This window comes from Microbulbifer echini (assembly GCF_041447225.1).
In the GTDB taxonomy this organism is placed as follows: domain Bacteria; phylum Pseudomonadota; class Gammaproteobacteria; order Pseudomonadales; family Cellvibrionaceae; genus Microbulbifer; species Microbulbifer echini.
On record NZ_JBGMEL010000016.1, the window covers coordinates 17,914 to 33,220 of the forward strand.

General features: G+C 51.7%; 14 protein-coding genes. 6 read left to right on the forward strand and 8 right to left on the reverse strand.

Features of this window, described 5'->3' with window-relative positions; genetic code table 11:
* Positions 1–223 precede the first annotated feature (223 nt).
* The 3 genes from ACCI51_RS15210 to ACCI51_RS15220 form a co-directional block, all read right to left on the reverse strand.
* Positions 224–1,987: a M28 family metallopeptidase gene (locus ACCI51_RS15210; RefSeq protein WP_371844330.1), complete on the reverse strand. Its 1,764-nt coding sequence runs from the start codon at positions 1,985–1,987 to the stop codon at positions 224–226.
* Between the two features lie 162 nt (positions 1,988–2,149).
* Positions 2,150–3,352, reverse strand: a complete 1,203-nt coding sequence (locus ACCI51_RS15215) for a phosphatidylinositol-specific phospholipase C domain-containing protein (RefSeq protein ID WP_371844331.1) — start codon at positions 3,350–3,352, stop codon at positions 2,150–2,152.
* 817 nt (positions 3,353–4,169) lie between these two features.
* On the reverse strand, positions 4,170–5,294 hold the full coding sequence (locus ACCI51_RS15220; protein ID WP_371844332.1) for a M14 family metallopeptidase: 1,125 nt from the start codon (positions 5,292–5,294) through the stop codon (positions 4,170–4,172).
* Between the two features lie 493 nt (positions 5,295–5,787).
* On the opposite strand from ACCI51_RS15220, the gene ACCI51_RS15225 reads away from it, so the two are divergent.
* The 3 genes from ACCI51_RS15225 to ACCI51_RS15235 all read left to right on the forward strand — a co-directional run bounded on the left by ACCI51_RS15225 (position 5,788) and on the right by ACCI51_RS15235 (position 9,094).
* Complete coding sequence (locus tag ACCI51_RS15225; RefSeq protein ID WP_371844333.1) at positions 5,788–6,270, forward strand: hypothetical protein; 483 nt, start codon at positions 5,788–5,790, stop codon at positions 6,268–6,270.
* Positions 6,271–6,641: 371 nt separating this feature from the next.
* Entirely contained in the window at positions 6,642–7,430 is a 789-nt protein-coding gene (locus ACCI51_RS15230; RefSeq protein WP_371844334.1) for a TatD family hydrolase, read from the forward strand.
* Complete coding sequence (locus ACCI51_RS15235; RefSeq protein ID WP_371844335.1) at positions 7,427–9,094, forward strand: aminotransferase class V-fold PLP-dependent enzyme; 1,668 nt, start codon at positions 7,427–7,429, stop codon at positions 9,092–9,094. Before ACCI51_RS15230 ends, ACCI51_RS15235 begins: the two co-directional genes overlap by 4 nt.
* Here the strand turns inward: ACCI51_RS15235 and ACCI51_RS15240 are convergent.
* On the reverse strand, positions 9,061–10,293 hold the full coding sequence (locus ACCI51_RS15240) for an acyltransferase family protein (protein ID WP_371844337.1): 1,233 nt from the start codon (positions 10,291–10,293) through the stop codon (positions 9,061–9,063). The two genes, ACCI51_RS15235 and ACCI51_RS15240, sit on opposite strands and share 34 nt — an antisense overlap.
* 114 nt (positions 10,294–10,407) lie before the next feature.
* On the opposite strand from ACCI51_RS15240, the gene ACCI51_RS15245 reads away from it, so the two are divergent.
* On the forward strand, positions 10,408–11,313 hold the full coding sequence (locus tag ACCI51_RS15245; RefSeq protein WP_371844339.1) for a LytR/AlgR family response regulator transcription factor: 906 nt from the start codon (positions 10,408–10,410) through the stop codon (positions 11,311–11,313).
* Here ACCI51_RS15245 and tcdA read toward each other — a convergent pair.
* The 4 genes from tcdA to ACCI51_RS15265 all read right to left on the reverse strand — a co-directional run bounded on the left by tcdA (position 11,310) and on the right by ACCI51_RS15265 (position 13,543).
* Positions 11,310–12,110: a tRNA cyclic N6-threonylcarbamoyladenosine(37) synthase TcdA gene (gene tcdA / locus ACCI51_RS15250; RefSeq protein WP_371844341.1), complete on the reverse strand. Its 801-nt coding sequence runs from the start codon at positions 12,108–12,110 to the stop codon at positions 11,310–11,312. The genes ACCI51_RS15245 and tcdA overlap by 4 nt on opposite strands.
* Positions 12,097–12,552, reverse strand: coding sequence for a thiol-disulfide oxidoreductase DCC family protein (locus ACCI51_RS15255; protein WP_371844342.1), 456 nt, complete (start codon positions 12,550–12,552; stop codon positions 12,097–12,099). Before ACCI51_RS15255 ends, tcdA begins: the two co-directional genes overlap by 14 nt.
* A 39-nt stretch (positions 12,553–12,591) precedes the next feature.
* Entirely contained in the window at positions 12,592–13,056 is a 465-nt protein-coding gene (locus ACCI51_RS15260) for an FKBP-type peptidyl-prolyl cis-trans isomerase (protein WP_299583254.1), read from the reverse strand.
* A 127-nt stretch (positions 13,057–13,183) separates the two neighbouring features.
* Positions 13,184–13,543, reverse strand: a complete 360-nt coding sequence (locus ACCI51_RS15265; protein ID WP_299583257.1) for a globin family protein — start codon at positions 13,541–13,543, stop codon at positions 13,184–13,186.
* A 337-nt stretch (positions 13,544–13,880) separates the two neighbouring features.
* Here ACCI51_RS15265 and ACCI51_RS15270 point away from each other — a divergent pair, with 337 nt between their 5' ends.
* Positions 13,881–14,303, forward strand: a complete 423-nt coding sequence (locus tag ACCI51_RS15270; RefSeq protein WP_299583260.1) for an HIT family protein — start codon at positions 13,881–13,883, stop codon at positions 14,301–14,303.
* A 140-nt stretch (positions 14,304–14,443) separates the two neighbouring features.
* Positions 14,444–15,253: a GIN domain-containing protein gene (locus tag ACCI51_RS15275; protein ID WP_371844344.1), complete on the forward strand. Its 810-nt coding sequence runs from the start codon at positions 14,444–14,446 to the stop codon at positions 15,251–15,253.
* Positions 15,254–15,307 lie beyond the last annotated feature (54 nt).

The following is a 15,307-nucleotide window of genomic DNA, read 5'->3' on the forward strand; positions in this document are numbered from 1 at the left end:
CCCCCCCCACGAGGGTTGCCCCACTAAAAAGCCCGGCTGGAAACAGCCGGGCTTTTTAGTGGGCGCCAGAAGTGGACTCGATAACGCAGTTGATAAATTGCAGGCGGTTTTACGGCGCTGTACAAGGGCTTTGGCTGGTTGAGGTAGGGGGAAATTGGGCGTTTGAGATTCTGCCGCGACGATTGGAGGCCCATCGCCGCGGCAGATTGTTGCGTAGTTGGAGTTATTTGCGGGATTCGGCACTGGCGTCGCGAATCGCACGGAACTCATTGCCCTCGTACCAGTTGGGCCAGTCGCGGCCGTTGGCTAATTGCAGGCCAAGTTTCAGGCCTAGCTGCAAGTCCATTGCCGAACCCTTCAGGTTCCAGGATGGGTCGTACTCATCACCCGGCTTGTGATAGTGCTGGCTGACGTACTCAGCGCCCTTTGTCTGAGCCCATTCACGGCCGTGCTCAAAGTTGTCGGTTCCGGAATCGAAATACAGCATGGGAACGCCTTTTTTGGCGAGGCTGAAGTGATCTGAGCGGTAGAAGTAGCCGCGCTCGGGGTGCTCCTCTGGAGCCAGGTAGCGGCCCTGTCCTTTGGCTGAGGCTTCCAACAGCTGTTCCAGCTCGCTGCTGCCATAACCGATCACCGTAATGTCACGGGCGGGCCCCAGAACATTCATGGCATCAAAATTAATGCCGGCGACGGTTTTTTCCAGGGGGACTACCGGTTTTTCCGCATAGTATTTGGAGCCGAGTAAGCCAGATTCTTCTGCGGTTACGGCAACGAACAGCAATGAGCGCTCGGGGCGATCCAGCTTCACGGCCTCGGCTGCCATGGCGATAAGCCCGGCAGTGCCAGTGGCATTATCCACAGCGCCGTTAAAAATACGGTCTTCCCCTTCCGCATTCTTGTTTACGCCCAGGTGATCCCAGTGTGCAGTGTAAACGACCACCTCATCCGGGTACTTTTTACCCGCTAGTTTGGCGACCACATTGCGTGAATTGGATTTTTTAAGGCTGTTTTTCAGCTGTACGCTGGCAGTGGTTCCAAGAGCTTTTGGTTTGAAACCCTGGGTTTTGGCCGCATCCATTTCCTGCTGCAAATTCAGGCCTGCAGCGTTAAATAGTTCGCTTGCCGCTTGGCTGGTTATCCAGGCTTCAACGGCAACACGGTCGGCATTTTTGTTCTCGGCCTCAAGGCTGACTTGTGCCCCGGACCATGAGCCACTAACCACTTCCCATGGATAGCCGGCGGCACCGGTCTCGTGGATGATAATCGCACCGTCGGCCCCCTGGCGGGCGGCTTCTTCAAACTTGTAGCTCCAGCGACCGTAGTAGGTCATGGCATTGCCATTGAACAGAGCCTTATCTTTGCTTGCGTAGCCGGGGTCGTTGACTAGGATGACCGCCGTTTTGCCTTTCATATCCAGGCCGGCATAGTCATTCCAGTTATTCTCTGGGGCGACAATGCCGTAGCCAACAAAGACCAGTTCGCTGTTATCCAGGGAGGAGGCGCCTGTCTGCCTTTGCGTGAAGGTCACCATATCTTCGATTGGCTGTAGCTGTTGCTCGAATCCTTTTCCGGCGAGTTTGAGGGGAGTGGTTTCTATTTCCATCTCTACGATAGGCACCTGTTGGAACCAGCTGGGCTCGCCCGCATCATCAACTGCGCCGGGCACTAGGCCCAGAGCCTTAAATTGATCCGCTAGATAATTAACGGTGAGCTCCTCGCCTTTGGTGGCGGGTGCGCGCCCTTCGAATTCGTCGGAGGCGAGGATTGCAATGTGTTTGTGCAGATCAGCGGCTATGGCATCGACCTGTGCCTGCTCAGCATCGCTCAGATACAGCTTGCTATCGGCAGTATGCTGATGCTCGGCATGAGTAGCGCTATGTTCTGCTTCCGGCTTGTTAGTTTCGGGATTGTCTTTACCACAAGCGGTCAGTGCGCTGCTGACGGCAATAGTGAGGCCGAGGCGGCGCCAAAGGGAGGGGGTTCGCATAATTATGTCCTGTGAGTCTTGCCCATAGAGGGATTATGCCCGATCTGGTGCAAACTAACGACTATTGGACAGGTGGCGAAGGGTGAGATGATAGAGAGTGCTGAGCCCGCTGCTGTCGCAGGCGGGCTCTTACTGGGTCTACGATCTTTCCGCTCGGAAGGGTTACTCGCTGCGTAGCCACTGGCCCTCGTTGGATTGATCTTGGTAGTTGACCCACACCTTATCGTAACCGGTGGTTTCTTTTGCAGTTTTCAAGGCTTGGTTGTCTTTGCTATTGGTGGGAACTTCAAAGGCATATTGGCTGCCGAGGGCTTGGCAATTGGCGCTACCGTAGGCCCAAGGCCCAGCGGAGGCGGTGACTACCCAGCTGCCATTAACGACATTCTTACAGGCGAAACTGTATTGGTTGCTGCAATTGGCATCGTTCCAACGTCCATTCCCCCGCTGCATTGCACAATCTTCATTGTTGAGGTTATTGGGTTCGTTTTGATCCCAGGACCAGATGGCGGCAGCAATGCGGCCGTCACTCGTGTTCATGTTGTCCAGATTGATAATGTTGTGACCCAGGGCAAAGCCGTTGCGCACATCATTGGTGGTAATTCTCTCGATACCGCCACTGAAAATTTCGCCAATGGTGCCGATGGTGGTGCTGTCTTCCCACACCCGGCCAATGTCGCCGAGCCCAGTAAAAGCCATATTTTGTATGCTGACGTTTCCCGAGCAGCCGCCATCTTTCCAGACGACGACCTGCTTGCCTGCCGCTAGAACCATGTTTTTTGTCAAAGTGCTGGGAATATTCTGACAGCCGCCGCTGTAGAAAATTTTGTCTCCAAAGCGGCTGGTGATTTGGTCATAGAGATCCTGATGGCGACCATCCGAATGGTCCTCTATGTATAAGATGATGACTTCATCTCGATTGGCACTGTCATTTAGCCAGTCTTTCACCTCATTGAAACCTTCTGTCGCATATTTGTCATTCAGGCTGCAGAAGCCATGGCAAAGTAGCAGGCGTTTGGGGTAGGAGAAAAGGTTCTCCATTTTTGCCGTCCAGTGGACATCCAGTTCGATAAATCTTGCCCCCATCCGCAATTGATCCTTGATGGAGTATTCCTGTTGAGGGTCAAGATAGCGACAGCCTACGGAAAAATTACAGGCGCGATAGACTTCAGAATTGTAGGAGTTGTGAGTGCCAAGAATATTGTTCTCACTCATAGGAGTGTGGTTATCGATTTGGCGCTGTAAGTCCAAAGCTCGGCCTGCCCAGCTGTTTTGAAAATCGGAAACGCTGTCGGCTAAGAGAGGAACACTGAAAAATAATAGGGCGAATGCTATTGCCTGAGTAAACTGCTTGATAGGGCGTGTCATTATTATTCTCCGGAGAGGTTTTTGTGAGGAATGGCTGCCCCTTAAATTCAGAAATTTGAATTGCGAGGGGAGTCAGTTGATTTTTTTTGATTTAGTTTTTTTTATGTTTTGATGCAGGGGTGGATTTTTATTGTTTTTTTTTTTTTGGTTTTTACTATGAGTTGCTGGTTCTGTCTATAGGTGGCGGGTCGCGCCGCAGGTTTTTGTGGGTTTCGTTGGTTTTTTGCTGGTTTTTGGGGTGGGAAGTTCAAATATTACGTTAAGAACGTTTTTACGTAATTGACCGTTTTTCTCTTTGGGTTTGTCCGAGAAGAAATTTATCGATGTGGGGGTGGCGGTTTTTCAGATTCTTATGCGCAGCTTTACATCGCACGATCAGTGATTGGTTACGCTTAAAGTTAAGGGTGTGTTGAGTGGAGGCTCGCAGGGGTGATCGCCAGTGAAAGTGTCAATGATTGTTGTGGCTCAAGACGGCTTGTCGGCATTTCACGTGATTCAGCTGTGCTTGGGGAATTGTTGGAGGTAAGTCGTATTAATAAATACGTAGTTGGTATTTTTTAGGGGGCAGGAATTTTTTTTGTGATCAAGTGGCTTTTAGGCCATTGGTTTATCAGGGTGCTGCCCTCTCTACTGGTCAATTATGGGTTTCGATAGGTAAGGTGTTTGTACCCCAATGCCTGCGTAAATAGAAAAATTTTCTCAATCCTCTATAGGCTTGGCTGGTCATTGGACTTTTATGTCCGGAATTAGGTTGCATCCTCATGGCCACCTCTGAAGTTAACACTTGGAGGCGGCCACTGCGCGCTATTCGTTTTATTTATTTAATATTCTTTAACACTTCGCGGATAGGGAACAGGATATCGCGTGCCAACTGCTGGCTGCGGGCCGGCGACCAACCTTCCACGGGATCTGGCAGGTTATCATTATCCTTAAACGGCATTTCCAGAGTTAACGCCAGGGTGCGGAATTGATGACCAGCCCAGGCGGTACCAATAGTGAGATTGGCTTCGCCGGGCTTATCCAGTTCATAGCCGTGCTCGGTTTGGAAGTCGGGGCTAATCGTCTCATAAGCCTGCTTAAAGGCCTCTTCTAGTTTGGCATGACGTTCATCATACCCTGGTACTCCTTCGCAAGCGGCGACAAAGTTGTAGGGTAGGGCTTCATCGCCATGGATATCGAGGAAGATATCCCCACCCAGCGCTAGCATCTTCTCCCTGACCAGGAAAACCTCTGGGCTGCGCTCCATGGTGGGGTTGAGCCATTCCCGGTTGAGGTTGGCGCCGGCGGCATTGGTGCGCAGGTTCCCACGTACACTGCCGTCAGGGTTCATATTGGGCACCACATAGAACACGGTGTCCGCCAGCAGTTGTTGAGCCAGGGGATTGGCGTCATCCAGTAGCGTTTCCAGGAAGCCCTCCACAAACCATTCGGCCATGGTTTCCCCAGGGTGTTGACGGGCGATCATCCAAACACGGTGCTTTGCCGTTTCGGCATCGCCGATGGTCAGCAGGGTCATGTCGCGCTGATCCAGGGTTTTGCCGAGGGTTTGCATGTTGACTCGGTCATTACTTTGAGCCCAGGCCAAAAGGTCTAGGTGGCGCTCCCAGGAGTAGGGGGCGAAGTAAGCCAGGTAAATACTGGGCTCGTCGAGGGTCACGGTGAAATCGAGTGATTTACCGTCGTAGTTAGCGCCGATTCGGAACCAATTCTGGCGGTCGTAGGAGGCGCATACACGGTAGTTTTCCCAGCCCTCCGGGTAGGCGGATTTGCCGGCATTGACGATGCTCAGCGGGTAGCTGGCCCCAACCTCACCCTCTAGTCGAAAGTGAAACCACTGATAGAAATCGGAGTTGTTGTCCTGGCGTATGGCCAGCTCGATAGGGCTGCTGTCAGCATTGACTACTTCGATATTGCCGCTGTCAAAGGCACTGGTGATATACATGTAGAGAGCTCCACGCTTGTTGTTGGGCGCAGGATACAGCTCTGGGGGGATTTTTTCAGGTGGAAAGGGGGGGATTTCGCCACTATTGGGTGCAATTTCGCGCTTACAAAATTAAAAAAGCACGGTACCGAATTCGATACCGTGCTTTCGCCATTCCCTGGCTGCACCCACTACGACTACTGCTCCCTGAAATTTCCGGTGTCGGACCCCTGGCGACTGCTCACTGCCCGGCCTGATCACAAGTGCGTCATTCCACACTGTCAGAAATAGACTACATCTCCTTGACATACCGCAACAAGTGCTGGTTAAAGTTTAGGCAGTCCGGCTGGCCAAATGTTGTACGTTTGTGCAGATAGGCGTAAATTTGGTTATCTTTCGCTACAGCTTAATTAGGGGCTGATGTTTAGGCGGGAGTTCGCAGGGCTGGTCGAGCGCATTCGTGGGTTTGCGGGCAGCCGGGAAATATTTTCAATCAAGATAGAAGAGTTTGGCCATGAATAGAAATATCAAGCGTGGCATTGTGTTCAGCGGCTTGCTGACAGTGATGATCAATATGACTGCTTGCGGTTATTTTCTATACCCGGAGCGCAAGGGGCAGGGAGGAGGTCGTGTTGATCCGGCTGTAGTGTTATTGGATGGGGCAGCCCTACTATTTGGTATTATTCCTGGGGTTGTCGCTTTCGCCGTGGATATTACCAATGGCACTATTTACTTGCCGCCGGGCAGTAGTTCTGCGGTTGACCGGCACTTAACCACTCTGGATAAAGGCGCAGTGCGCCAAGTGGTCGATGAGGAAGGTCAGGCTTGGCTTGAGGTGCCGATAGGCACTCCCGATTCAAAAGAAAAGAGCCTGCAGGGCCTCAGTGCCACTCTGTCTGATGTCACCGAAAGCCAGATCGAGGCTGGCGATATTATATGGCTGCAGAATTCGGCGGCTCTAAGGGCTGCCACTGCGAGACAGACGGTGTCCCGCTAAGCCCAGCTCTAGTTTATTTTCGACCTTTAAGAGCCACCGATTGAATAAAGGTGGCTCAACTTTTGACGCTTCCTACCACCTACCACCTACCACCTACCACCTACCACCTACCACCTACCACCCATCTTCTTTATTACAGATTTTCTTACGCTAATGGAATTAGGCTAAGCGCCAGTATAAACCCATGCGGATATTAAATTGGGGTGGGCACTACTGTCCTAAAGAGGGTGCAATCAACGGGTTGTTGGGGGCGGGGGTGGTATTGGAGGAAAAGACAAAACGAGCGGTGAATAGCCAGGTTTCTAGAAAAGCAGTTTCGGAGTCCGTTGCGAGCTTCGTGCTAAGATACAGGCAAAACCAGAGAAGCATTCGTGAAATTGATTGATAGCCACTGTCATTTTGATTTTGAGATTTTTAATCATGATCGGGCTCAGGTTTGGCAGCGCTGTGTTGATGCCGGGGTCTGCCGTCTGGTTATTCCTGGTGTTAGTGCTTCACAGTGGCGACCACTCGCGCTTTTGGTCAATAGCCAGCCGCAATGGTCTGCCGCTGTAGGCATTCATCCCTGGTGGGTGAAAAAAAATCTTGTACAAGTCGCTGGTTCTACGAGCACGACCCAATTGGGTAAGGGGCTTACCGAGCATCTCAGTCAGAATCCATGTGTTGCGATTGGGGAGTGTGGGTTGGATGCTGCCATTGATACCCCGTTGGAATTACAGGTGGCTGTATTTAAGATTCAGTTAGAGATTGCCAGCGAGCTGCGCTTACCACTGATTTTGCATGTGCATCGGGCTCACAATGAAGTGCTAAAGCTACTGAAGCAATACCATCTCCCGGGGGGAGGTGTGGTTCATGCATTTAGTGGCAGTGAGCAGATGGCTATGGACTATTGGAAAATGGGCTTTTATTTGGGGGTTGGGGGCACTATTACCTATGCGCGTGCAGTCAAAACCCGTCGAACCTTTGCACAGATGCCGCTAGAGAGTTTAGTGCTGGAATCCGATGCGCCGGATATGCCCCTATCGGGCCGACAAGGGCAAAGAAACAGCCCGGAAAATCTACCGTTAATCGCGGCTGAGTTAGCGGCATTGCGAGATGCATCCCTGCAAGAAGTTGCCGCTGCAACAAGAAAAAATACTGAGATTTTATTTTCCCTATGAGTTTTTCTGCGGAACAATTTAAAAAGCAATTTCCCCTTTTTGCTCAAGAGGAAAATGCGAACTTAGTTTATCTGGATAATGCAGCCACTACCCAAAAACCGTTACCGGTAATTAACGCGGTGCGTGATTACTATATGCATAGCAGTGCCAATACGCATAGATCCAGCCACAGGCTCGCGCGCAGGTCGACCGATATGGTCGAGCAGGTGCGCGATAAAGCCAAACAGTTTGTAAGTGCTGCCAGTACAAGAGAAATTATTTTCTGCCGCGGCGCAACGGAGGCACTCAATCTACTCGCTCATTGCCTCTGCTGTGAATTACAGCCGGGTGATGAAATTGTTATTTCCACGGCCGAACACCACGCGAATATCGTGCCCTGGCAGATGGCGGCCGCGCGCCATAACTTGACTCTGCGTTATGTGCCACACATAGCCGGGATCCCCCAGTTTGATCAACTTGAAGAGGTATTGAACGAGCGAACTCGGGTGGTATCCCTGACGGGGGGCTCCAACGCAATAGGCCTTCGCCCGGATCTATCGGTAATTCGTCAATTATTACGGCGAATGCAGGTTCTGTGGATTGTGGACGGTGCCCAGTTGGCAGCTCATGAAAAAATTGATGTGCAGAAAATTGGCTGTGATTTTTTTGTGTGCTCTGCGCATAAATTTTATGGGCCAAGTGGAGTCGGTTTTCTCTATGGGCGGGAAGCACTTTTGCAGTCGATGCCCCCCTGGCACGGTGGTGGTGAAATGATTGCTGAAGTGGAATTTCAGCAGAGTCGCTATGCCGATTTACCACATAAGTTTGAGGCCGGCACATCTCCGCTGGCTGCCCTTGCCGGTTTGGGGGCTGCATTGGATTTCCTCGCCAGGCAGGACCGTACCGCTATGGTTGAGCACGAGCAACGGTTGACGCGTTGGTTGCACCGGGAATTAAGTGCCTCACCGAACTTTCGCCTGATTAGCCAGGAGCGCCACAACCTGGGCATAGTTGCCTTTGTACCGATCCATGGCAGTGCTGCCGATTTAATGCACTGGCTGGATGAGCGGGATATCGCGGTGAGGGTGGGACATCACTGTGCGCAATTGCTCGGGCAGACCAGTGGTCATCAGGTGACAGTTCGTGCATCTGTGGCGGCCTACAATACCGACAGCGATATACAAGCATTTTTACAGGCTCTGGATGAATATTGTGAAGTTCAGCAGCTGGTGGGGTCCGGGCAGGAAAGTGCATCGAATCGTTGGGCGAGTGATGATTTTTCCCAACTGCAGCTGGAGCGCTTGGCTTCTCACCGCAACTGGCAGGGGCGCTACCGCGAGTTATTGCTGTGGAGTAAGGTGGTTACCCGCAAGCCAGGTATTCGCAATCCGGAAAACCTAGTTCGAGGTTGTGAGTCCGAGGCTTGGTTGGTGCACAGAGAAATGGGCGGGCGCCATTTCTTTGGGCTCGACAGCGATAGCCGGGTAGTCAAAGGGCTTGGAGCACTCCTGCTTTCGCAAATTGACGGCTGTACTGTCGGGGAGATTCAAGCCCTAGATTTGCCTCTGCTTTTCCAGGAGCTGGGATTGAGCAAACACCTTAGCCAATCCCGCAGCAACGGGTTCTACGCTTTAATGCGCCGTGCCTTTCATCAGGTTGATGGGGGTGAACCTGAATCCAGATGAGGTGAGGCACTCTGGGCCTGGGGGCTCGTGTTCCTTGCACTGCTGGGTTTCATGGGCTTGAGGCCAAATAACACGCGCAGCAGAGGCTGCCGCCGAACTAACAGCTCGTGAATGATTAAGCATCCTACGACAGTGATGGTGAATACTAGCAAAGGCTCGATAACTGGTCCCAGCGGTAGACTTCCCAGCTCAAATATTGCAGTGACGGTGATGGTCTGGTGCAGAATATACCAAGGGTAAACGGCTTCCGTGGCGTAGGGTAACCAGGTGAAAGGGCGGTTGAGGTAGTGATACCCCCAAGCCAAAACGGCCAGTAGCCATAGCCAACGGTTGGCATAAATAATAATTAGGTTAATCCGAGTTTGTCCGGCGAAGGAGCCATCCTCCAATACTCGGTTGAACAGTAGGTATAGGCCAAAGCTCAGTGGTGCGGCAACCAACAGGTAGATGCGCAGACGCTTCAGTAGTCCCCAGGGGGCTTCAACACTGACAAGTAAGTAGCCGATTAAAAAGAAGGTAAAAAACTGTGCATGGGTATACCAGTCGCCAACCACGGAGTGATTAATACCGCCAAAAAGTGGGAATAGGTACAGGCCATAGAGAGTGAGGGGCAGTAGCGGGAGAAGCAGGAGTTGCCAAGCCTGAATACCGCTTACCCAGCTTTCCAGGCTACCCCATACAGTTTGTAGTAACCAGGCGACTGGTATCACGGCCAGGGTGTAGCAGAGTAGGTAGGGCAGGTACCAGAGATGATTCCAAGTGATGCCGATATGACTGCCGGCAAAGCTGTCGGCTGGCCAGGGTCGAAAGGAGAAATAATCCCACAGGAAATTTAGATAGCCTGGTTCAATTACTCCGTTGCTGAGTGCTTCGTAGTAGGCTTGCGGCGGCACTATGACAAGCATGCCAAACACCAGGGGAATAAGTAACTGTCGCAATCTGCGCATTAGGAATCGACCACTTCCTAACTTGCGGAATAGGAAGTAAGTCGCGGCGCCTGAAATCAGAAATAGCAGAGGCATACGCCACTGGTTTACGGCCAGCATGGCTAATTGAAGCGCCTCACTCTGGTGGACACTTTTTACATGCCAGCCCCACTCGGCCACATAGGCCATGCCCTGGTGGTACAGGATCAGAAGGGCAAAGGCCAGTACACGCAAGGCGTCGATATCGTGGCGGCGTTCGGTCACTTTTTCCATTTTTCCCTCTTATCTTATGAATTGAGTTGCCGTTATGCTCCCCCTCGGAGATACCGCCCGCCACTATAAAGGGCCAATCGGCACTGCTTTAGGTATCAGTGGTGGTTTTGGGGGGTGAATGGCAAGCAGTTGCTGCTGAAATTTTATACAGGACGGGAATTGATGACGGTGCAGATGTACCTGGCGCACAGACGATGGTTCGAAATGGGCTTTTGGGCACTGTTTTTTCTGGTGCAGTGGTGGGCGCAGTTTACCGTGGTGTACCTCGAGCACCGCAATGGGGAGTCGGGCTTTGAAGCTTGGGAATTTCTGGTTTGGGAGGGCACCAGTATTTTGTCGGTGGCTATGTTGCTCCCTCTATTATTGGTTTGGGACCGTCGCTTCCCCTTGAGCCAAGGCAGGGTATGGCGCCATCTGGCAATACATCTACAGCTCACCCTGCCGTGGTCACTGCTACATGTTATTAGCATGGTGGCCATGCGAACTGGGATCTATCAGCTGAGGGGCGGTACCTACGATTTTGGCAATTGGCCAGTTGAGTTTTTTTACGAGTACCTCAAAGACTTCCGCACGTATGGATCTCTCTTAAGCGCAGTCTATCTATACCGCTTCCTGCTCATTCGTATGCAGGGAGAGGCACGTATGTTACAGCTTCCCGATGAGGGGCAGCCGGTAGAACCGGTTGAACGCCCTGAGCGCCTGTTGGTGAAAAAACTGGGAAAAGAGTTTTTGGTGAATGTGAGGGATATTGAGTGGGTGGAAGCTGCCGGCAATTATGTGAACCTGCATCTGGGTGACAGGATCTATCCTTTGCGGGATACCATGACAAAGTTATTGGAGCGCCTGGATCCGGAGGCCTTTGTGCGTGTTCACCGGTCATTTATTGTGCGGTTGGATTCAATTGCTGAGATTGAACCCCTGGACAGTGGTGATGCACGTGTTTATTTGAAGGGTGGCCGGCAGATCCCTGTGAGTCGTCGATACAGGGATCAGCTTAGGGCTCAACTGGCGCCTGCCTAATTTTTTGACTGCAGGAGTCGTTCAATAGCGCGGGTGGCTGTTGTAAAACCGAAGGTACCCGTGACCATGGTGGCGGCGCCAAAGCCGCCACTGCAGTCCAGTTTAACCCCATCCTGCATAGCGCTTTTCTGCTGACAAACCCCACCGTCGGGTTTTGGGTAAACCATGGCCTCACTGGAGTAGATCGCATCTACGCCGAATTGTCGGTTGCTACTTTTTTGGAAGTTGTGGTGACGATAGAGATGCTGACGCACTTTCGCCAGCATGGGATCGTTGATCGTGCGACCTAGGTCCACACATTCAATCGCTTGTGGGGAGCGCTTTCCTCCGGCGGAACCCACCGTGATCAAGCGCAATTTGCGTGCTTTACAATAGGCCACTAGGGCGGCTTTGACTCGCGCATTATCTATAGCGTCGATCACTACATCTATTGGCGCCGAATCCGGGTCGATAAGCTCTGCTAAGTTATCGGTGGCGATAAAGTCTTCAGCAGGAGTGATCTTTATCTCGGGATTGATTTGTTTCAGGCGCTCAGCCATAACCTCGATCTTCATACGGCCGATGGTAGACGCCAGCGCATGGCACTGACGGTTGGTATTGGTGATACAGATATCGTCGAGATCGATTAGCGTTAAAGCACCCACCCCGCTGCGGGCAAGGGCTTCTGCGGTCCAGGTGCCCACCCCCCCGATACCGATGACCACCATATGGGCTCGGTTCAATATTTCCAGGGCGTGATTACCATAGAGGCGGCCGATACCACCAAAGCGTTGCAGGTATTGTTCAGACAGGCTCATTGGGATTCTTTTCCGATACTTCTTCCAGAAAACGATGTTTGTCTGCGGCAGAGGGCAGCAGGCAGCTACTGCGCCGACCAAACCAGCGGTAGCGGTTGCGCGCGACCAGATCGTATAGCCAGTTTCGCACTGGGCGTGGAATGTAACGCAAAAAGGCAATATAGCGCCAGTAGCTACCCAGGTCGTTTGTGATGCGCAAGACGGCATCGCTCTTGTGATATTGGCACAAAGCCCCCCCGTTGCGCTCCAACAAAATAACGCTTTCAAAGGTATGCCGGGGTAAGCCCAGTTTCTTTAAATAGTACTGTCCAGCCGGTGACTGCACCCGGCAAAGGGTAAAGCGATAGTGCTTATCATACTTTAGAAGTAGGCGACTCCAGCCGTTACACAGGTTGCACTGGCTGTCGAAGAGTACAATTTTTTCTGTGGAAGAAGAGGACATGAGGGAGAGAAGGCGGCCCGAAATGGGCCGCTATGCAGTTTAGTGCACGTGACCGTGGTCGATCTCTTCCTCAGTCGCATCACGTACAGAGACAACTTCAATATCAAAGTGCAGCTCTACTCCCGCCAGCGGATGGTTGCCATTGATGGTGACTTCATCGCCATCGATATCGACAACTTCGACTTCAATGGGATGGCCATCGGTGCTTTGAGCGTGAAAAGCCATGCCAACCTCAAGGTCTTCAACGCCACCGAAGGCGCTGCGCGGCATGGTTTGGATCAGCTCGGGGTTCTGCTGGCCGTAGCCATCTTCAGGAGCGATTACCGCAGTGAATTTGTCCCCGGGTGCCTTTTCCAGCATTTCCCGCTCGAGGCCGGGAATGATATTGCCCACGCCCTGCAGATACTTGAGCGGTTCCCCATTGGCGGAGGAGTCAATGACTGTTCCGTCTGCATCTTTCAGGGTGTAGTTAATCTCCACAACTGTGTGGTTGGCAATCTTCATGAATAGTCTCTGATTCTGATATAGAAGTAGCGCTTACCGTTGCGCTGGAAAACGGGAGGTAAAGGCTGTGAGGGAGCAATTGTATTGAGAGGTTGCACGCGCCGCAACTGATGCGGCGCGCTGTGGTTCAGCAGGCGATGGAGAGGTCCTGTTCACAACCACCATAAAGGCTACTGGCCGTTTGTACGAGGTCTGTACTGAGCTGCCAGGGAAAGCCTAGCTCTTCCAGGCGGGCCTCAAGGTATTCGAGGAGTGCGTCGAACAGGGCTGGATTCAGGCCGCGGGCAAGGAAGCTGGCACGGCTACTGCGATCTGGCTCGGGTTGTTCGGAGAAGGCGTGGTTTAGGAATTGTGCTTGGCGGCTTTGTTGTTTGCGATGATCGCAGGTTTCGTAATTGGAAAGGTGTCGGCCTATGGTTTCGTAAAATTCATTGACTGTATGACAGACAAATTTAGCACCACCGACCTGATCTAACAGGCTGTCCATATCTCTCCCCCCGGTGAGCAGTTGGTACTGAAATATAAAATTCCGCAGAGCCGAAAAAATATTGTGATAACGAAAAATGCACAGGATGCATTGGCTCAATTACGGTACAGCATTAATTGCAGTGCAGCGTAAGTCATATCTTCTTGGACTGCCAACTTGCTTTAAGAATATTGTCATTCCGTTCGACAGGTTGTTATTGGTTTTGCTTTTATCTACGCCAAATAAAAAATTGCTATTTATATTAGTGTTTTTTATCACTTTGCTCTGTGTTTAATAGTGTAGATGTTAGACTGCACGATTGAACCAAATATAAAATTGCAACAGGTTGGAACAAATTATGGCAAGCATTTTTACTCAGATTTTGAATGGGGACTTACCTGGGCACTTTATCTGGCGAGACGATAAAGCTATTGCGATTATGACCATTTCCCCGATTAAGCCCGGCCATTGCCTGGTAATTCCGGTGGAAGAAATTAATCATTGGGATGAGGTTCCCCCGGAGCTTGCCGCACACTTGATGTTGGTTGCCCAAAAAGTCGCCAAAGGCTTGAAATCAGTTTATTCACCTAAGCGGGTGGGAGTGATGATTGCCGGGCTGGAAGTGCCGCACACCCATATGCATCTGATTCCAGTTGATGCATTGACAGACTTTGACTTTTCCTTGCAGAAAAATGCAACATCTGAGCAGCTGGCCATGGAAGCTGAGAAAATCCGCGGTGCGCTGCAGAAGTTGGGCTGCGCGGAGGCGGAGTGTGCTTAGGCTAGGCTTGTTAAAATTGAGTAAAGACTGACCAGTCTTTGCTTTTAGTGCCTCAGAAATTTTTCTGATGGCACTGCATCCAGTTCACCTGCTCGGGTAGTCTAGTAATACGAGACAGTGATAATTATGAGAATTTTGCAATGGCAACCACTAAAAAAGCTTTTTTAGCCCCACTGATTGCTCTACTGACCCTTTTTGCGGTTGGCAGTGCTCATGCTGAGGCAGAAGAAATGGAAAGTAAAAGCTTCGATGTCAATGGATTTACCCGGGTATCCCTCAAAGGCAGTTCCCATGTCGAGGTGATACAGGGGGCCCATTTTGCCGTGAATGCTACGGGCCCGGCTGAAGTAATGGCCCACGCCAAAGCCCAGCTGAAAGGCGACACGCTCGAGCTGTCTGTGGATGATAATACTCAGCGCTGGTTTGGTGTGATAACCATCACCCGCGATCTGGATCAAAAGGTACAGTTTACGGTAACCATGCCAAAGGTTGAGGCTATTGTGGTTCTGGGATCCGGCCAAGCTGTGGCGGAATCGCTCGAGAGTGAGAGTCTTGACCTAGGAGTCACGGGCTCTGGTACCGTGCGAATTGCCAAGGCAGCGGCTGAGAACCTCAACGCATATGTCACTGGTTCTGGGGACTTGATCTTAGACAAGGCCTTATCAGTCACCAGTGAAATTGCGATTAGTGGCTCGGGTGACGTTTTCTTGGGGGGCATCACCGGTGAGAAACTTTCTGCCGAAATCAAAGGCTCTGGTGATATGCGGGTAGGCGGCCGTGTAGCCGATGTCAATATCCGCATTATGGGTTCTGGCGACTTTGTCGGTCGCAGCTTGCGCGCAGATAACGCGACAGGTTCTGTGATGGGGTCCGGGGATATTGTTCTGAAGCGTCCGCAGCGGGATTCTTTCACCGTAATGGGATCGGGCGACGTTGCCTTGGTGGACTAACTCCTCCCTGTCGAACTGCACATAGCCAGGCATTGCCAGTAACGGCAGTGCCTG